This window comes from Candidatus Erwinia haradaeae, from assembly GCF_900698985.1.
Taxonomy (GTDB): Bacteria; Pseudomonadota; Gammaproteobacteria; order Enterobacterales; family Enterobacteriaceae; genus Erwinia_E; species Erwinia_E haradaeae_B.
The window spans coordinates 639,082-661,815 of sequence record NZ_LR217730.1; the positions used below are offsets into that span (position 1 = coordinate 639,082).

The following is a 22,734-nucleotide window of genomic DNA, read 5'->3' on the forward strand; positions in this document are numbered from 1 at the left end:
CAAACCATAATTATTTATTAAATAATTAAGTTAATACTGTAGTTATACTATGTAGCGTAACCAGTCTTATCATAAAACTGATTAATAAATTTTTTAAATGTACCTTCTGAAATCGCTTTTCGTATATTTAACATTAGATCCTGATAATAATGCAAGTTATGAAGTGTATTTAAGCGCGCACCCAAAATATCATGACAACGATCAAGATGATATAAATAAGAACGACTATAATTTTTACAAGTATAGCAGTTACATTCAGGATCAAGTACTGAGGTATCATCTTTATATCTTGCGTTACGGATATTCACTATTCCATTAGAAACAAACAGACATCCATTACGGGCATGACGGGTAGGAACCACACAGTCAAACATATCCACACCATAAGATACAGCCCGTACAATATCTTGAGGCTTTCCAACACCCATTAGATAACGAGGTTTTTCCTGAGGTAATATTGAGCAGGCATGTTGAAGAATACGGTGCATTTCCTTCTTTGGTTCTCCCACCGCTAAACCACCTATAGCATACCCGTCAAATCCAATATCTAATAAACCTTTCATGGATATCTCTCGTAAATCTTCGTACATTCCTCCTTGAGTAATACCAAATAATGCATTAGAATTACCTAAAAAATTAAAGTAAGTTCGGCTTCGTTGTGCCCAGCGAAGTGACATTTCCATAGAGTTTTTACTATAGCTCCAAGAGGATGGATACGGAATGCATTCATCAAAAATCATAGCAATGTCAGAATTTAGTATATATTGTATTTCCATTGAAGTCTCTGGATCAAGAAAAACAGGGTCACCATTGATTGGATTGCGGAAGTAAACCCCTGCCTCACTAATTGTATTAAGCCCTCTCAAACTAAATACTTGAAACCCTCCCGAGTCAGTAAGAATCGGGCCCTTCCAATGCATAAAGTTATGTAAATCGCCATTCATCTTAATAATTCTTAATCCAGGGCGTAGCCATAAATGAAACGCATTGCTAAGAATTATATGAGTACCTGTCTCTTGAAGATCTTCTGACGTTATTCCTTTGATAGCTCCATAGGTTCCAACCGGCATGAATGCTGGTGTATTTACTACATTATGTTGAAAAATTATTTGACCACGACGAGAATATCCATCAATATTATCTAACTTAAATTGCACCTGTCCCCCATTAAATTTTACTTATAAGTGAATTTTAATATATTTTTAATATATTTTATAAGAAGTTAATGCGCATATTATTAGTATTATATTTTTTCAATTTAACTATGAATAATAAGTGTTACAATGCTAAATTTATATTTATGAAATATGAATTTATTAGAATACAAATATATATTTAAATCAATCTATAGTGTGCAAATTTTTAAAATATACATATTGAAAGTTTGCTCTATAACAATTATTAAATACAAAAAATAAAATTAAAAAAATACTCTCTTAATATTTATATCTTTGATTGAGTATTTAATTTAATGTGTTTATTATTTTAAATAAAAAATTATTTTATATTCAAGATTAATATTATATATTATATAATAAAATTTTACTTAAGTACTTATAATTATGGCTTTGAATGCAACACATTCAAAAAAATAGAGATCTATTAAATATCGTCTTCTTAATTTGTATTTATCTCTCTTATTTAGCATGATGTGGTTATGGGTCCTAACAACCATTTGTTATTAGTTTTACTTAGGATAGCCTTATATTTATTACCACTGGATCCCTTTTTCTTAAAATTCAGCATATATTATGGAATGTAAGATTACTCGCTATTTCAGTTATGACCTTAATTCTAATTTTAGTTGTTATAATTTCTATTATTCTATTGATTCACAGTATCATTGAAAATAACATTTTTCTGGATAATTTGATCAAATACTAGTGATTTTAAAAGTCCTTAGTTCTTTTTGTTAAATACTATATCAATAGTGGGGTAAAGATTTTATTTATATTATCATAATCTTGTTGATACTAGCGGGAAAAGACTAATCTCATAGTTATAATCATGTCTTGGTCGTACCACCAATTTTATTTTTAGTTAAGATAAGCCTTTAGGTCATTTTATGATACATTTAGGGCTTTTGCTAAATTTTAGTAGATTTTTTACTGATTGAGTGATAAATTAAAAATTAAATCTGATGTTTTTTATTAGGATTATATCATATTATGGTAAGACTATAATATTACTCGGAATGCAGACGATAAAAACTGTAGTTTATAAAATAGTTGCTACGAAATATATGTAAAAATTACTGGGTAGTACTGAGTTAAGAATATAAAGCGTATTTTTTAACTATTTTAATTGTGGTAATTGTTTTTTCATATTTAGTTCAATTAGGATCTCTGATTATATTAATAATAGCAATTACGTGGTTATACTAGATAGATGATAATATTAAAGAAACCGTATGATTACTCTAGGGTGTTTTAATAGGCGCTCCAGAGACTGTTTTTTTTATTTTTACTTAAAAAGGAATAGATTTGCCTATAATATTAATTTTTATTAATATTATTAAAGGTTTACTTTTTAGTATGATTTGATTCTTTATAAATTTTGTAGTTTTAGCGGTATTTTATTAATAAACTTCAGATTAGATAAAAAAATACCTATATTAATATTATATTATAGCAATATTAATCTGATAAATCAAAATAAGATTAAAAAATACACTATTATTCAATTAATTTAACAAGCATTTGATGACGCTAACCTACTGTAAAAAAAATAAAAAATCAGTTAAGGAATTAATTGCTAATTTTATTTATAAAAAATGAAATAAAATATAATTATTATATTGTATTTAAAAAAATAAATATTTTAGTATCTTAATAGAATACGCTAACTTTTATAATCAAAAAACAAAAAAATCAGATAACTAGGTAACAATTAGAGATCGCCTGTTATTTACCTATTGTGTCTTTTTTATTAATATTTCTCAGTAGTAAAGCTTGCACATGATGTAATAAAAAAATTGCTAGAGTAACTATTAACCAACTAAGTATGGTAGCAGCTAATAAATCCTTTGGCCAGTGCATGCCTAACAAAAGTCGACTACCCATGACAGATATAGCCCAAGTTAGTAGAAGTAAGATAGAAAAATAGCAATGACGTGACCAAAGAAGACCAGCTCCTAATAACGCCCAAGTAGTAACAAATAGTGTATGTCCAGAAGGAAAAGAAAATTTACTTTCAGAAAACCAATGATGCATTAAACGAGGTGATATATTTTTGTTATGAGATAAAATGTTATATAATTCTTCCTGCGATTCTACATACTGTTGGTTAGGATACTTATGTATTGTTGCAGAATAGTTCTTAGAAAGCCATGCGTCATAAGGACGAAGCGACTGAATTTGATTCTTTAATAGATTCTTTATGCTCTGTCCAATTAATAAAATCAAAGTTAAAAAAACTGATAGTAATAATATCGAGTATAAGCGAGATTTTAAAAGATAAGAAAAATAACCGCAAAGAAAAATATTAGTTAAGATAACCCAAGGATAGGTAGCAGATTCAGTAATCCAGAGCGCTAATCTAATGTTAGAATTCATATTGACAGGTTCCCATTGCCAGCCAGATAGAGCCACTATTATTGGCATGAATAGTAATATCAATGTAGTAATACTAATGTATTTTAGAGTTTTTATCATAGAGACCTTGTTTTATATAAATTTAGGTGGTGGTATCTCAATTATTTGGGAATTTTTAAAACTACATACAAAGTATCAATTTTAAATAGTCCATATATAATGAAACATTTGCTAGATAAATATAATAATATTATTTAAAATATGAGATGTATGTATGATTGTATTATAATATTTTATTATCTTATATCTATGCATCACGTTTATCAGAATATGTCATCAGTCTTGTTCTTAATGACATAAACTATCATCTTCTCTTGAAGTTACTGGCGCAAAAAATATTCTTCTTACTTTAATATTTTATCTTTTAATTACAAAAACAACATCTAAAAATAAAAAAAAGAAGATCAATATTTTTTTTAATTTCCTAATACACGATGTCTTTTTAATATTTCTCAGAAATATGTAGTAAAATTAAAATTAACTAGATTTTTTAGTTATGTAATTAAAATCTAGTTATAAAAATACACAATAATAATTCTTCTTATTTTAAATAAATAATTAAAATATAAAACTATATTTAATAGAAATAAATTCTATATTAAATAATATGATTTATAAAAATATAATTTCATGGATTGCATAATAACAATGAAAAGATAAGTCAAAGTTTAAATATAATGATACTTTATCTATAATAATATTTTGGGTAAAAGATAATATCATATGTTATTTGATAAAGTTGTAAAAAAAAGAATATAACAACTTCACCTACTCAAGTTGTTAATAGATAAAGATATAAGGTCAATATTAAAATAATTAATTTATGCTTATTTATTACCCTCTATCAATATATGGCATTAAGAAATACTATATTTAAAAAATTAAATAAATTACTCTTCTTTATTTTGTAAACTAAAAAGTAAGATAATTGTTTAGACTTGTATTATTAATTTAATTATTCTTAAATTACTCATAATATGAGATAATTCATTCGAAATCTAAAAATATTCTTAATATTAATAGTAATATACAATATTTTATAATTTGTTTTACTATATTATAAGTGTATATCACTATATTTCTATTACTATAGTAGATATACTGATACTTATATAAAAGTAATTTTTAATTGACTTGATAAAAGTTCTCCATTATCAACATAATATAATATTAATATTGCATAACACTAGTAATTTTAAAGCAGAACGTGGTCGATTTATTATTGTGTATCGTTTTATTATTATTTTATATACAATCAATCCACGTAACATTAAGATTTTATGGGGATTTATATGCAACTTAAACAAGTAGCAGAAGCTAATCTCCCTACACCTTTTGGAGATTTTATTATAATTGGTTTCGAGGAACTCACCACTAGAAGGGACCATATCGCTTTAGTATTTGGTGATATATCTACTACCAGGTCTGTTCTAGCACGTGTTCACTCAGAATGTCTGACAGGCGATTCATTATTTAGTCTCCGTTGTGATTGTGGCTTCCAACTAAAGGAAGCAATTAAGCAGATTGCTGCACAGAAAAGTGGTGTTTTACTTTATCACCGCCAGGAAGGGCGTAATATTGGACTATTAAACAAAATACGCGCCTATACTCTTCAAGATAAAGGATACGATACAGTAGAGGCAAACCATCAATTAGGTTTTGCAGCTGATGAGCGTGATTTTACTATATGTGCGGATATGTTTAAACTACTAGGAGTACACAATATTCGACTGTTAACTAATAATCCACATAAAGTTAAAAAGCTTATGGACGCTGGTATAAAAATCATTGAACGTGTACCTTTAATTGTTGGACGAAATCCTAATAATACTCATTACTTAGATACTAAGGCGATTAAGTTAGGGCATCTTTTTACATAATACACAGGTATTTCTGCTAAGAGAAAGATAATTATATTTTTTATAAGCTATAAAATATATATACTTATTTTGTTTTTTATGTAATTTATTGCGTATTTTTAATAAAATAATCTTAGTATGCAAGTGACATATTATTATCGACAATTTGATTATTAATAGATTAATATTAACTTAGATCTCAGTCCTGTAAAAATAAAAAATAATATTTAATCATATAGAGAATATAAAGTCTTTTCGTAGTATTCGACTCTCACTATCCAATGGGATATCAATCAGATTATGATGCTTTTGTATAGCTATATATTTAAATAAAAAATTTTCTAAAAAATATTAAAATTATCTATCAACAGATAATAAAAAACTATTTTTTTTATTCTTAAATTAACTAAATTTATCCAAGCATTTTATAAAAAATCATTTTATGCTTAATAAAGATTAACTAAATCTATAACTATTTAAATAGAATAAAAACTTATTAAGTATCATCTGTACTATAGGTTCATTTATGATGCTAAATATATTATAAGAATAACTATTAGCTTTTATAAAAATATTGATTATGTTCTGAATTGTGTAAATCTTTAGCAGGAGTTTTAAACTTACATTAAGCACATGTTCCAGTAAGAAATAATTTTGAGCATATACTATATAGTATATTACTCTCTATCAAACGTTTTATATACCTTTTTATTAGCAATCTTGAATAACACTAACAAGATATCATGAATAGTAAAATAAAGTTTACATATGATTGAATCAACTACTTGGTTTTTACAAGCTAGAGATTAGTACACCACATTACGTTTGTGTTTTTATAAAAAAAATTATAATTTATCATAGAAATAATCTAAAATGCAATATTGTATTATACTAATATCAGTAATAGATTATCTGTTAAATTAACACATTAAAAAAAACATCATAATAAAAGTTTAGTTACTACTGAGCACAATAAGAGTTTACGTCATATATGACTTCTGCTGAGTTATTATAATAACTTGGAGTCTCAAAGGCTAATGCTTCTATAAATGTGTATATTACACTAGATAATAAGCATTATCTAAATCAAGTAATCTGAATAAAAATATAAAAACAGTGCAGTATATTTCTAGTAGGAAGGAGTTGAGAAACTAGGGTATATAAAAACTCTTGAATCAATCTATCTGAATATATTCACAATTATTATTTATCATCATATAATCTCATGATATGTTCATAGTGATTTTTTGTATATTTTTACATGTATATTTAAAATAAATCCATAAGTTATGTTTGATAATAAACGATAAGATCAAATCTTATGAGTTAAGTAGTTTTATTTTTATAAAAATTTTATTAATACCATAACGGTAATTAACTATCTTTATATTTGAATGCTTAAAATCGGATTAGATTAACTTTAGAAATATTTTTATATCACTACTGTAATTATACAATACTTTTATCCCAATGAAGTAAAAAGATATAATCCAACACAGATATTCAATAGCATTGAATAAAACTATAAACAGCAAAATTATTCTAGTATTAACAGTTTATACCTAATTTTATTGTTTTACATTTCTGCATACATTTAGTGTAGATAAAAAATTATTTTATAAGGGTTCTTGTTTTTATGTAGAGATTAAAGATGAGCTTCCAATATTTAGCAAATTATCTCTGTGTACAAATATATGGTCATCTACATATTTACATATATACAAGAGAAAGTGATTTTATAATATAATGTGAAATACAGAACGCATTGTACCTAAAATACTCAAAAATATAAAAAATACTATATGAATTATTTTAAAAGATAATAAGTATATACTATATATACCTTAGGATCATTAACTGCTCTAAGAGAACATGAAAGGATTATATACTTATCGTATAGAAGATAAAAAACCTGAGAAATAAAAAATAAACTAAAATAATTACAGATTTAAGCGAATCAAATAAAATACATAGGAAAAGTATGATATGCAATAAAAAAATAGAACATCCTGTGCTTACAATAAATATTTCATGAAAATCATTATAAAATATTTATTTATGGGTTTTCTTATAATCATAGTATATGGTTTTTGGCTAGATTATAAAATACAGTGTCGTATTAATGGAAAGATCTGGCGACTTCCGGCTGCAGTATATAGTCGCATAGTGACTCTTAAGCCCAATATTCCATACACTCAGCAAAATATGATTGCCCTACTAGAAGGAGCGCAATATCGCAAAGTGACACATACTTTGCATCTTGGTGAATTTACTGTAAAGAAAGATAGTATTGAAATGATTCGTCGCCCTTTTGCTTTTCCCAAAAATCCAGAAGAAGCAAGGCGGATTTGCCTTACTTTTAGTAATAATTTTTTACATAAAATACAGGACCTTGATAGTGGTCATAATTTAAGTTTGTTCCGTCTTGATCCTCGTTTAATTACCTTTTTAAATGCTCCAAATAGAGAACAACGCCTCTTTTTAGAGCGATCTAGTTTTCCAGATTTTTTAGTTAAAACACTGCTTATTACTGAGGATCGTCACTTTTACCATCATGCTGGTATTAGTTTGCATGCTATTGCTCGAGCTTTTTTAAAGAATATTATTGCTGGACATACTATACAAGGTGGCAGCACTCTAACTCAGCAGTTAGTTAAAAATCTATTTCTTACTAACCAGCGCTCGCTATTACGTAAAATTAATGAAGCCTATATGGCTATAATTATGGACGCACGATACAATAAAGATCGAATTCTTGAACTATATTTAAATGAAGTCTATCTTGGACAGGTTGGGAACAATCAAATCCATGGATTTCCTTTAGCAAGCCTTTATTATTTTGGACGTCCAGTGAATGAGCTTACTTTAGATCAACAAGCATTATTAGTGGCTATGGTAAAAGGTGCCTCATTTTATAATCCATGGCGTAATCCAAGCATAACATTAGAGCGTCGTAATTTACTTTTACGACTTGTACGACAGCAGAATATAATAGATTTAGAATGTTATATAAAATTAAGAGCTCGATCTTTAGGGGTTAATCATGAAAGTAATCTAATGACTACACAAGCATCCTTTATGCAATTGGTTGATCATGAGTTACAGGCTAACTTAGGCAATAAAATTCAAGATTATTCTGGGATAAAAATCTTTACTACACTCGATCCATTATCACAAGATTCAGCTGAAAAATCAGTAAGAGAAGGTGTCGAAATCCTACGAAAAGAAAAAAGCCTTAATGATTTAGAAAGCGCAATGGTAATAGTGGACCGCTTTACTGGGGAAATACGTGCAATGGTGGGTGGTAGTAATCCAAAGTTTTTAGGGTACAATCGTGCATTATGTGTACATCGACCTATTGGTTCTTTAGCGCAACCTGCAATTTATTTAACCGCATTTGGTAAACCGGACTCCTATCGTTTAAATACTTGGATATCTAATAATCCTATCCCGTTAAGACAGTTAAATGACAAAACATGGAGATCAATAAATCATTCTCGATCATTGAACGGTCAAGTTATGTTAATAGATGCACTGACTTATTCAATAAATGTTCCCACAGTTAACCTTGGGATTACCTTAGGGCTCCATTCAATACTGGAGACATGGAGTCGACTTGGTGCACCAAAAGATCAATTGAAACCTTTACCTACAATATTACTAGGGGCTTTACATCTAACTCCGGTCGAAGTAGCTCAAGTATTTCAAACAATTGCAAGTGGTGGTAACTATTCAAAATTATCAACGCTATGTTCTGTTCTTTCTGAGAATGGTATAGTACTTTATGAGCGGTTTCCCCAAACAATTCGTAGTTTTTCACCTCAAGCAGCATATCTTACATTATATGCTATGCAGCAAGTAATTGACCATGGTACCGAAAGCACGCTTGGAGCTTTACATCCTGCAGCTCATTTAGCAGGCCAAGCGGGTACAACTAATTATTTAATAGATAATTGGTTTTCGGGTATTGATGGAAAAGAAGTAACCATTACTTGGGTTGGTCGTGATAATAATCAGAAAATCCAATTATGCAGTAAAAATGAAGCTATGCAGATTTATAAACGTTACCTCACAAAACATACCCCATGGCCATTAATACTTACCCCACCGGAAGATATCGTACTAATGCCAATAAATCCTTCTGGTAGCTTCTCCTGCAATAATGATGCAATCAGTCAATACTTTCCGATATGGACAACTATGAATTTATATGGACTTTGTCAGAATAGTGAAAAACCTCAGAAAAAATATCGAAATAAAATTACTGTTCAAATTAAGAGCATATTTCACCGTTTCATGACAGGTATGCATTAATACTGTTTATAAAAATTTCACAATATATATTGTGTTATATATGCGATATATAGCAATGTCATTGCTTATTTATATAGGGCCCTCACATTAGAATATAGTAATAATTTTTATATAGATATACGATATTATGTTAATATGTTTTCTTTACATACATTTATTATAAAAGATATAATAATTACGCTTTACTTATGATGATAAAATACTGATAATTAAAAAATTAGAGAGATAAATTAATTAAGAAATATTTTCCTCTCTTAATAATTAGAAAAATTATGTTCTAATTTATCTTAATAAGTGTCGATTGCAGTAATTAGAGAGAAATATTATTAAAATGTTTAATATATTATAAAAAATCTAAATTTACTATACCGATCTAGATTACAATAATAATCTTGTTTTAGAGGGTTCTTGTAATAGCCTTGAAGTATATTACTATATTAGATTAATAAGGTAGTTATCTGAATTTTCACAAAAAGCGCTCACTATACAAAATCTAATTTTTTACTCAATAGGTGATCAGTCTATAATCTATGTTATTTTATAAATATAAACTCTTCAAAACAATAAGAATGATAAAATTCATAACAATATAAGAACATAACAATATAAGAATATAACAATATAAACTTATTCATAATTATAAGATTTTTAATATTCTATATTAATAAACTCTTCTTACTATATAGCGTATAATCTACATTATCTATTAACAAAAGATATAAAGCTTAGTATACATTATATACTGTGTTCAATGATTATTATGTAATCTTTTTACTAAATATAGTATGATTTTAAAAATCTATAACACTGTTTTAATTATAATATACAAGAAGTAGATGCTGTTCTGTCACATTTATCTATCTCACTTTGTCACTAGATCCATTAGTAATTGATTATTGATGCTTCACATTTATTAACATGATTTTAATTATCTAAAACGTTCTTTATTTTAGTATAGTAAATATACTAATGCTTATCCTATATTTTTGAAGATAAAATTATAAAAACCATATTATTTAGTCAACACACTTACTCTTTACACATACTAAAATATATATTAGGGTGTGATTAATTTATGCTAAATACTAACCATATTTAGAAAAACCTTGTTTTTATGTCTAAACTAAACTACCCCATGATAGATAATTACCTAATCAAAATTAATATATATCAAAAATTTTTCAAAATTAAGGTGATATTATGCAATAAATAATAAAAAATAACTCATAAAAAACTGCAATATTTATTTATTTTATTTATATTTTTATTTTGTATAGATTCTTAATCTACTTGTGCAAAAGATTTTATATATCTATAAATCGCTATTTGAGAGCGAATCTTACGTCGTCTGCCTTGTGGTACATAACGATTACTTAAGTTTTTATCAATAAAACGAGCTTTTAAATTATCATTTATTAAGATCTTCATAATATTTATAATCTGTTGCTTAAGAACAGGATTGAGTATAGCTACTCCGACTTCTATGCGATCATCAATATTGCGTGTCATCCAATCTGCTGAAGATAGGAATACTTTTGTCTCTAATCCATGACGAAAAATATAAACACGATCGTGTTCCAAATAACGATCAACAATACTGATCGCACGAATATTTTCACTAATTCCTCTTAGTTTTGGTATGAGAGTACACATACCTCTAATTACTAGATCAATTCTTACACCACAACTAGAAGCAGTATATAAACGATCTACCAACCCTTTATCAACCAGATTATTTAATTTTAGGGTGATTGCAGCAGATACACCTTGTTTTGCATGAGTGATTTCATTATCGATTAATTGATAAAGACTATATCTCGCATTTTGCGGTGAAACTATAAGGTGTTTGAAGTTTACTGGGCGATATGGATTAGCAATAAAATGAAATACTTGTCGCACTTCATTAGTAATACGTGCATCAGCGGTTAGGAGAGAGTAATCCGTATACAATCTTGCAGTCTTTTCATTAAAGTTTCCAGTGCCAATGTGCGCATAGCGGTTAATTTCTCCATTTTCAAATCTTGAAATTAAAAATAATTTAGCGTGAATCTTCAAACCTGGTGCTGAGAAAATAACATGAACCCCAGCTTCAGTCAACCGCTTAGCCCAATGAATATTAGCCTCTTCATTAAATCTAGCCTGCAACTCAACTACAACTGTAACTTTTTTACCATTATATGCGGCATGAATCATTGCATTAATAATACGCGAATCTTCAGCAACACGATAAATATTAATTTTAATTTCTAATACAACGGGATCAAAAGATGCCTGATGAAGAAGATCTAGCACATGCTCAAATGTATGATATGGGTAATACAAAAGAATATCCCCAGTACGAATAGCATCGAATCCATTTAAAAAACGATCAAATCGTAAATGTCGTAACTGTGCTAAAGGTTTATGAAATAAATGAGATTTACCAACATTTGGAAAATTGATAAAATCTTTAAAATTATGATAGCGCCCACCTGGTAAAATAGAGTCATACTTAGATAGATTTAGTTTATTACGCAAAATATTAACCATGACATCTGGCATGTCACGTTGATAAATAAAGCGCACTGGCTTAGCAGTTAATCTTTGTTTTAGACTAGAGGACATTAATTCTAATAAGCTGGATTCCATTTCAGTCACTAAGTCGTACTCTGCATCACGCGTCATTTTGATGGCATAAGCATTAATTATATCATATTTAAATAATCCATAAAAAATGTCCTCTAAGCAATAACGCAAAACATTATCTAATAAAATCATTGGTTTTCGACGACAAGGTAGCGCTGAAGGTAAATGTATAAAACGTGGCACTTTATCAGAGGGAATCTCAATTAAAGCATATTTTATCTCTGCACCATATATAATTTCAACAGATAAATAAGTATAATTATCCTTTAAGAACCTCATTAAATCACTATCATGATTAATTAAAATGGGAGTTATATGTTGTCGCAATTTATACTTAAAATAATTTCTTAACCAAGTTTTTTGATTCTCAGCTAACTGACGTTCATTAATTAAAAAAATTTCATTACGTGCCATTTCCAATAATAAATCATTATATAAAATATTTAATTCTTGATCAAATATTAAAACTCGTTTCTGAATTTTTTTTAGTAAATTATATGAAGCGCCTGGAAGGTCTTGTTCTTTACTAATTAGTATACGCCGCTTCAGATCTGAAAATTTAACTTTATAAAACTCTTCTAAATTACTAGAATAAATACCAAGAAAACGCATACGTTCAATCAATGGATTGGTCTTATCAGAAGCTTCTTGTAATACTCTTTCGTTAAAAGATAACCAACTTAATTCTTTTTCTATATATCGATGATCTTGATCCGTTGTCACTCTATTCCTCTCTGTGGGGTTCAGGTATCTGTTGTTCTTTAATGGCTAGAACCCAACATGTTAGTACTGTCTAACGTATAATCTGAGTAATATAAATTATGCTAATTAATAATTATTGATTAATTCACAATAATCTGTTTATAAAAAGTATAAATCATATTTACAATAAAAAAGACTCTTAAAAACCAACTCACTGTGCAAGATCTAATATTCTTAATCATATATAATAAAAAAAATAAAATGGATATTAATAGATAACTTTCGCATTCTAATATTTAGCCAACTTCTTTAATTTACTTAATTTTTTCTTAATCACTATTAGCTATTTCATTTTCATAAATATATCTATATTTTTATACCATAATATATATTATAAAAAAATATTAAGATCTTTCGTCTAAAAGTTAAAGATTGCAAAGTTATTGCATCATCCTGTGTGATTTTATCACTATTAAAAATAGAAATATCTTATTGTTTTATCGAGAGCATAGCATTAAAAACTAATGCATAATCACAAAAACATACAATAATATTGTAAATTGATATAAGTATTCTTTTAAGTAAAAATGACATTTTATTAACATATTAAGCTATTTGTATAGTATGTACTTTATTAAATAATGTACTATCTATAATAAAAGTCTATATTCCTATCGAAATTTTTATAAAGGATATAAATAATCGAAACTAGTGTACTAGAAAAGGAAAAATATGGATATTTACTATCCAACATTCCACATTAGACCTACAAAATAAATGAATGATTTTAAGATCTGTTGATTATTAAATAATAATATACATAAAATACATTACTAAATAAAAAAATCATCTTATGATACTGGAAAAAATTGTAAATTCTATGAGTACAATTATATTGTTTTAACAGTGCATTCAAAATATATAGTTTACGATCGATTAAATTTAGTTATTTCTTATAGTAAAAAAATAATGTAATCGCTCTATCACTAACGCCGCATTTCCTGCGATAAAACATTACAAGAAGTAATGATAATACAAACTAAATTGTATAAAAACCTCCAAGATAAGAGGTTCTTAATCACATGAATACTATTCAGATTGCAAAAATTGACATATATAAAAAAATAAAAAAAGTATTTAATAATACACAAAACTCAGGATCTAGCAAAGTATAATATAATACTAAATTAAATGGTTTACATATAAGCTGTATACGCTGTAATTAATCACAGGCCATGTATGTATAGACTGAATTAAGAAAAGTATGGAAATATCTTGCATTCATGAATATTTTTATTTTCTTAAAAATAAATAAAACAACATAAATAAATATTTCATATTATTTATTTTTAAAATTTCTGTGCTATTTTACCATTATATTTTATATTTAATATTTTATCAGTATTTGACTCTTAATAAATTTTAAAATTTTAATACATATCTTTAAACTAAAAACTTTAAAATATAACCTTAAAGCGAGATCTTGATAGTATCGAAAATAACTCGCAGATCACAGAAAATACAGGTATATTTTTTTAAATTAAAAATCATATATACTCTATATCAAAATATAATACATATCACTTTATTGTTTATATTGATTAAACCATAAGACTTTTATATCATGTAATTTATATTATCAATATAGTAAAAAGATTATTATCAGTAAAAGATGATTAAGTGATACTCAATTACTAAACTTATAGACCGTTATCATATAAAAATAGCCACGCTTTGCAAAATTAGAATAAGATCTTCTAAATTTCCACTATTAAGATATTGTAACGTTAAGATTCATTTTTTTTGATTCTCCTGTATTAACTTATCAAGAATAGAAATATTATTGGTTATTAAGAGCTCTTTGAGTAAAGTCTTTTGAAAGGTAATAATTTTTACTATAATTTGTATAATAAAAATTAAGAATAATATGATTTATAATGAATATTTAAAACTAATCATATCATTAGAAATGATATAATGTACTATCCATGCTAAATCAAAATATAATCTTAATCAACAGTATGATATATATTGGAATATTTTATAGAAAAACAAATAGTGTGATCAATACTACAACGTTTAAAACAATAGATAATTTAGAATTTTAAATAAAACATGATATACGTCACAATATAAGTATATTTAATAGAATCTAAAAAAAATATGTATTTATATCTCAAATAATGTTACGTATTTTTATTAATAGTAAAATAATATTTTAATATTACTCTATGATTTTGTCAAACATATAATATAAGTGTATATAAATTAATAGTAGAGCCTTTCTCTCGCGTTGTCTTTATCGGCACTCTATCATATTAAATTATGTGCATGTTTATCAAATTTATTAACATAGATATACATCATATTAAAGATATTAGTATTCAAAGTCTACATTAGAATATATTTTTTATAATCCCTAATAGGAAATATATTTTTTAAATAAAAATTTAGAAATACTAAAGCATTTGATCCATACCCTAATACTGTTATATTTTAGTCTGCTAAGCACAAAAAAAATCGCCTGAACTATTTAGTAAAAAATAAACATAATACGTAGTGTATTTATTTTTAATGATATTCTTAGTATTAATTGCTGATTTTAAAATCAAAGCAGGAACTGAAAGTTTCCTGTGGAGATATATTAATAAAAAAAATAGAAAAATTCTCGTATTAGCCTAAGTAAAATCACTAAATATCTTATCAAATCTCTCTTGAATATTTATTATTAAAAATAAAAAACTATATTTGAAACAGTATTATATTTTAGTATCTAAATATCGATTTTTTATAAAAATTTTTTAAAAATATCATAAATAAATGTCCTTGTATATCTTATCTTTATCAACCTTCTGCATAAATAACACTGTCTTAACTAAGATCTCAAAAACATAAACTGATGTATCATAGGAAAATCTTTCATTCAAAAAAATAAAAACCAATCTACTTCAATATAATATTCAATATTAATACTCAAGTAGCAATAATATTGAATTTTCTTAATATGTTTAATCAAAATTATTAGTTTAATACCTTGATACCATAAAAATCTAGCATAAGTATTCAAAAAGTTAATTAACGCTCATGAATAGGAATAGATAAAAATATATTTTATCTTGCTATATATTATGTATTTAATACATGAGAAAGAGTTTTATGCATAGATAATCTTAATGAAGGTTTAATTACCATTAGACCATTATATCCGATATATAGTTATAGTTTATATTTCAAATATACATACTTTTTTTATGTTACATGATTTTATGCATAACTTCCAGTATAACAATTTGATTATATCCTAAAAAGATAAGACTTACCATTGATCTTATTTATAAAACCAGGAAAAAAATAAAGTCAAGAGATAATAATAAAAATATATAGTAATTAAGATATAAATCAAAAAATATATTTTAATATATCTATATATATAAAATAAATATCAGAGTATCTAGGTTTTGATAATACGGTAATAGATGGAATAACGTTGTCACAAATCTAAACATCAGTCTTAAAATAAGACTGTGTTATCTAAACACTAATTAAGATTAAAATTTAATCTCTTACTTCATTATATTTATTAATATTTTTACAAACTGAATCGTATCGCAAGGAACACCGATTTTTACTAAAGATAATAAAAAAAATAAAATGGCTTAAACTATAAATGTATAGACTACTCAAAGAGTTTAGCATTAGTTTTAGAAACTATCCTATAATAAAAAAAACTTAACATTAAATTATTTCTATAAAATTAATTATATTACTGATAAGTACTATTTATTTATTATATATATTCTATTGAATGTACCATATTCAATTTATAACGAACTTATAGAATCATATAATTATAATTATATATACAATCAGATATAAAATATATACAAAATTAATAACTGGAATAATTTATCTCTTTTATCAGTTGTTTATAAAAACATATATGAATAACAATTAAAAACATAAAGGTGTTATAATCATTATTAATTCTATACTCAATGTTTAATTGACGCTAAAAGTAGAATAAAAACATTATCATTAAGTTTGCAGATAAGAAAAATATTAATTTTATTTACTATCCAATTAAATTCATATTATATCATATATAAAATTATATATATTAATATTGACCAGCGCATGCAACTGTATTTTTTAACTTGATATGGTTTTAATTAACCCCCTTTCGTAATAATCAGTATTACACCAAAAATTCAATATAGAACAATCAAGAGCATGTTTCTATTATTCAAAAAATTGATTAATTTTTGCTTTTAAAATATCAATCGCAATACGATTCTTCCCTCCACGCGGTACAATAATATCAGCATATTGCTTACAAGGTTCAATAAATTGCAAAAACATAGGACGTACTGTCTTCTGATATTGATCCATAACAGAATCTATAGAGCGCCCTCTCTCGTTTACATCACGCTTCATGCGCCGCATCAGACAAATGTCGAGAGAAGTATCCACAAAAATAGAAAAATTCATCTCCTGACGTAATTTTGCGTTTGTTAGCAACAAAATACCTTCTAAGATAATTACCTTTTTTGGTTTTAAATGTAGTGTTTTTTTTGTACGTGTATGCTCAACATAACTATAAACTGGTAAATCAATTGAATATCCTGATTTTAACATTTGCAGGTGTTGCAAAAGTAGATTATGATCCATAGCATTTGGATGGTCATAATTCGTTTTTACTCTTTCGGACATAGTTAAATGTCCCTGGTCTCTATAATAAGCGTCTTCAGGAATCACGCCAATATTATCATCACCAAAACGATCTCTAACTTCATGATACAACGTACTAGCAATCAGACTTTTACCTGAGGCGGATGCGCCTGAGATACCTACAATAACACACTGATGATGAGACGAATTGTCAACCATATTTAAACGACCTGCACTGAAAACAGCATAAAAAGGCACTATGAATATTTATAGATTGTCCGATGCAGAAAATATCCATAAACCAGTCTAGGTGTAAAAACCTAAGCGCAATTTGTCGCTATATTATAATAATGTATAGTAGTAATATACTACTCATAGCGTTAGTTTTTCATAGTTATATCGCTATTATCTAATAGGATTTATAGAGTAGAACCTATACGGACCAGATAGTGACATATATTCTAAGAATTTTATTTTTCTAATTTTAAATCTGCTAGCCTACAATAGGCACATAGTAATATAGAAATTAAGATTCTATTTAGTGAGTATAATCTAATTGAGGTGCATTATAGTACTTGCTTATACATATTGATATAGTATTAAAAAATACTTGTTAGTATACGATCACTGCATTGATCATCAAAAATAATTGTTAATACTTATGTTTATCAATTTTAATCGTGGGTACATATATTTTTTATATTCTAAACATTTTTATTTGGTGGGTAATCTATCAGAAAATTATGCATAACAATCAGAGTAAATATTACTAATAGAGTTTTAAGCATCAGTAAATTGATAAATTCAAATCTCTGTTAATACTCAATTGATATTTTGTCTTTGATCATTAATAAATAATAGAACTTTCTTGTTTTTTTTCGATGATCCAAAATAGTAGAGTCTTAAAAATAAGATCTTAAAATCTCACTACCTTCTTTTTTTAAAAGAATCTTTATTTTTGTAGTATGTATTTAAAACTTATTTACAATGTTTTTTTATATCATGATGATTAATATCATTATTAGTTTTATACTAATACAACTACTAGTAAATACGCCTGACTCTAAAAAATTACACTATTAGGATAATAATAATCTAAAGCAAAAGTATACATATACGATATTTTATATACTAGTTTTAAGATACAAATCTGTCCAAAGTAAACAGCTTCTTGATTGTATCTTAAATATTATAATATCCCATTTTAACCAACCATATCATTTTACCACAACCTTAACTATACTGAAACTAAAGATATCCACTAAGTACTGCATGGAATAATATAAATATTATTTGCGAGATGATTGATATCATTCATAGATAAAAATATCTATTAAATGAATTGCGGATATCTCGAAGATTTGTGATAAAAACTTAGCAAAACATTATTCATAGTTACAGAACTATGAGAGAACTGTACAATCCCTGATAATAGATATTAAGATAAAATTATTCGATTTTATTTTTGTGCCTCAATAGGCTTCATTAGACTAAAACGCAATACAGCTCATATTCTCAATTATCTTCGAAATCTTTTAATAAATCATTCTGTTTTTTTACTGAAAATAATGTGAGAAATAATAAAACTTATGCTGAATTATAAAAATACGATATGAACTCTATTATTATAATATACATAAATTTTATTGATACATTCTTAAACTTTTATAAACGTCGTGCCGATAGAGTCCTAATAATTTAATTTTTATTATATAGTATTTAGATAATTTTATAAAATATAAAATCTCTAGAAGAGATATTCTGATATAAATTCTTTAATGTATTTTATTTCTGTTGATTTATATCATATAATAAAAATATATTTTTATTCTAAAGTTAACTTCCTTTCTTTAAGAAAATCATTGACTATATTTACTATTGCATCAGAAGTCGGTTCAATTAACGCTTGTTGCGCTAATTTCTTGGTGTCTTCAAAATGCACACTACGAATAATTTTCTTTATACGTGGAATAGAAATAGCGCTCATGCTAAATTCATCCAGCCCCATACCTAATAATAATAGAGTTGCTCGTGGATCTCCTGCTAACTCACCACACATACCTGTCCACTTACCTTCATAATGAGAAGCGTCAATGACTTTTTTAATTAACATCAAAACAGAAGGACACATGGGATTATATAAGTGAGATATAAGATCATTTCCACGATCTACCGCTAAAGTATACTGTGTTAGGTCGTTTGTTCCAATACTAAAAAAATCCACTTCTTTTGCTAAGTGACACGCAATTATTGCAGAGGCAGGAGTTTCTATCATAATGCCAATCTCAATCTTGTTATTGAATTGGATAGATTCTCTATATAGTTGCTCTTTTAAGCTTTGAAGCTCTTTTTTTAAAAAACGCACTTCTTCAACAGAAATGACCATAGGAAACATAATACGCAATTCACCAAAAATAGAAGCACGCAACATAGCACGTAATTGTGCATGAAGCATATCAGTACGGTCCATCGAAATACGAATAGCCCGCCAACCAAGAAAAGGGTTAGTCTCTTTTGGTAGATTCATATATGGTAAATCTTTATCACCACCAATATCCATAGTTCGTATTATTACACCACGAGCACCCACAGCTTCTACCACAGCTTTATAGACCTGAAACTGCTCTTCTTCGCTAGGTAATGAATTACGATCCATGAATAAACATTCAGTACGATACAATCCTACACCTTCTGCACCATAACGTTTTGCCCCTGCAATATCATGTATCGTTCCAATATTGGCAGCAACCTGTACTTGATGATTATCAAGAGTGATTGCCGGTAATGCTTTTAGTTTTAATAATTCGTTTTTTTTGATATTATGTTGATCGGCTAATTTTTTCAGCTCTTTAATTTTCTCTGGGGCTGGATTAACATATATTTGGTTATTTATGCCATCTAGAATTAAAAAATCGCCATCTTTAACTCGACGAGTAATATCTCCAGTACCAACAATAGCTGGTAACTCTAATGAACGAGCCATGATTGAAGTATGCGAAGTTTGCCCTCCAAGATCAGTAATAAAACCCAACACCTTTTTTAAGTTAATCTGGGCAATATCTGAGGGTGTTAAATCTTTAGCGATAAGTATAGCTTCTTCATTAATAGCACTAAGATCGGTAATCTGTAATCCTAAAATATTTTTTAATAGACGCTGACCTATATCTAGTACGTCAGATGCGCGTTCTCTCAGATAAGCATCCTCGAGGTCCTCTAAGGCTTTGGCTTGAGCATTAATAACAGTATATACAGCAAAATCAGCAGTAACTAACTCATCTTTAATAAAAGAAGTGATTTCCTGTTCAAGCTCCTCATCCTCTAGAAGCATAACATGTCCTTCAAAAATCTCTGTTTTTCCTGATCCATGCACTTTATTAGCTTTCATTTTAATTACTGCAAGTTGCTCGTAAGATTTTTGGCGACCATAAATAAAGCGCTGAATTTCACTGTTAATTTGGTCTAATGAGATAGTTTTTCTGTTGATAACAATCTCTTCTTCTTTAAGGAGAACAGCTTTTCCAAATGCTATCATTGGTGACGCAATAATACCTGAAATCATAACTCTACCTTGAATTTATAAAACTTTATAAAAGAAGTTACTATATTAGTCATGCTGATTTTTTAAAAAATACAGCAAGACAATCAATTAAAAAATATTTAAAGATATCGTTTTTATTGATACTAAGCAGAAAGCAAAAATATTTATACTTAATAAGTATATAGCAAAGTATATGGAAGATTTTTAAATATTAATTTTATTTTAAAACTATTATCAGAAAGATAATGACCTGTAATCCATCGTGGATGATTTTATCCTAATTAACCAACAGACATAATACTCACATCGTAAAAAATCATTATTCTAATAAATACATATATGATTTTTTTCAGAATAAAATTATACGCTCATGTGAAATAAAATCTGAACTCTAAAAAATTGTTACATGTTGATAAAAAAATATAGAACATATCTATACTATCATTATGCAAAGATTAAATACAATCTACCTCAATATAATCGCCTGACTAAACACATTATGACCAAAGTCTGCGATGTTAGCTATATTTTTCGTACGCATTGCCAACCGACGCCATTAATATTAGGAGAGCTGAGCATTAAACTCAAATCATTTTTCTGAAATTAAGAGTATATTAACTATACTTTAATAACTTTAAAGCCTGATTATAACAGTAAAAAGATAGATCTAACCTGAATTAAAGGATATCAAATAAGAGTAATGCCAAGTAATCATCATTTAAGAGGTTATTTAAGGAATCTATTAAAAAAACTCTATACAAAAATACTCTATTATAATGGCACTGTATTGCGTCTTACATGATTATAAATTATATAGATGTCATAATAATTTATTTATAGATCAACTATTTTTGATTTCTAGAGTAAGTATTATATCATCTCTTGAATATGTAAATTAATCTAAATTGTGCATAAGTATAAAAAAACATTATCCAAGATTTTTTATAATCTAGCTCTAATATTGCCATCAATGATGATAATTATCATACAGATATACATAGCATTATAAATTATATTTATCGATAAAGTATATTATATATAATATACTTTGATTAAATCTATTTTATACTTTTTTAAAAAATTGATATAATTCATAATTTATGCCTATTATTTTATTTAAATTACCCTTGTGTATCTACTAGAATTAAGAGCATCCAGCAGGACATTAGTTCTTTAAAACCAGTACAGGCAATATATAAATTTGATTTAGTATATTACTACAGTAAGTTTCTTTATTTTTTTCTTTCTTTATTGTCTAATTTTATATATAAATTAGTTTATCAATATATTATTTATAGGTCTAAAATTGACACTGAAATATAAATAAATTATATCTACAATTTATTTTCAATCCAGGAGACGTTGGATTTATAAAGCGATTAATTCATTATATTAGATAACGATATTAGATAAAAATTTGACGAACTGCTAATAA

The 22,734-nt window shown here is 26.6% G+C and carries 6 protein-coding genes and 1 pseudogene; 2 read left to right on the forward strand and 5 right to left on the reverse strand.

Annotated features, from left to right (window positions below):
- Window positions 1–47 precede the first annotated feature (47 nt).
- Together tgt and ERCIPSPA2889_RS02040 are read right to left on the reverse strand one after the other, a co-directional pair.
- Window positions 48–1,157, reverse strand: coding sequence for a tRNA guanosine(34) transglycosylase Tgt (tgt, locus tag ERCIPSPA2889_RS02035; protein ID WP_157989199.1), 1,110 nt, complete (start codon window positions 1,155–1,157; stop codon window positions 48–50).
- 1,746 nt (window positions 1,158–2,903) lie between these two features.
- On the reverse strand, window positions 2,904–3,602 hold the full coding sequence (locus tag ERCIPSPA2889_RS02040; RefSeq protein WP_157989200.1) for a phosphatase PAP2 family protein: 699 nt from the start codon (window positions 3,600–3,602) through the stop codon (window positions 2,904–2,906).
- Between the two features lie 1,283 nt (window positions 3,603–4,885).
- On the opposite strand from ERCIPSPA2889_RS02040, the gene ribA reads away from it, so the two are divergent.
- Window positions 4,886–5,473, forward strand: a complete 588-nt coding sequence (gene ribA / locus ERCIPSPA2889_RS02045) for a GTP cyclohydrolase II (RefSeq protein ID WP_157989201.1) — start codon at window positions 4,886–4,888, stop codon at window positions 5,471–5,473.
- A 2,007-nt stretch (window positions 5,474–7,480) separates the two neighbouring features.
- Window positions 7,481–9,766 (forward strand): annotated as a pseudogene (gene mrcB, locus ERCIPSPA2889_RS02050) (bifunctional glycosyl transferase/transpeptidase); the annotation flags it as partial.
- A 1,281-nt stretch (window positions 9,767–11,047) separates the two neighbouring features.
- Here the strand turns inward: mrcB and ppk1 are convergent.
- The 3 genes from ppk1 to ptsI all read right to left on the reverse strand — a co-directional run bounded on the left by ppk1 (window position 11,048) and on the right by ptsI (window position 21,320).
- On the reverse strand, window positions 11,048–13,114 hold the full coding sequence (ppk1, locus tag ERCIPSPA2889_RS02055) for a polyphosphate kinase 1 (protein WP_157989203.1): 2,067 nt from the start codon (window positions 13,112–13,114) through the stop codon (window positions 11,048–11,050).
- Window positions 13,115–17,332: 4,218 nt separating this feature from the next.
- Window positions 17,333–17,980: a uridine kinase gene (gene udk, locus ERCIPSPA2889_RS02060; RefSeq protein ID WP_157989204.1), complete on the reverse strand. Its 648-nt coding sequence runs from the start codon at window positions 17,978–17,980 to the stop codon at window positions 17,333–17,335.
- 1,606 nt (window positions 17,981–19,586) lie between these two features.
- Window positions 19,587–21,320 carry a phosphoenolpyruvate-protein phosphotransferase PtsI gene (gene ptsI, locus ERCIPSPA2889_RS02065; protein ID WP_157989205.1) on the reverse strand — a complete coding sequence of 578 codons (1,734 nt, stop codon included), beginning with the start codon at window positions 21,318–21,320 and terminating at the stop codon, window positions 19,587–19,589.
- Window positions 21,321–22,734: the final 1,414 nt, after the last annotated feature.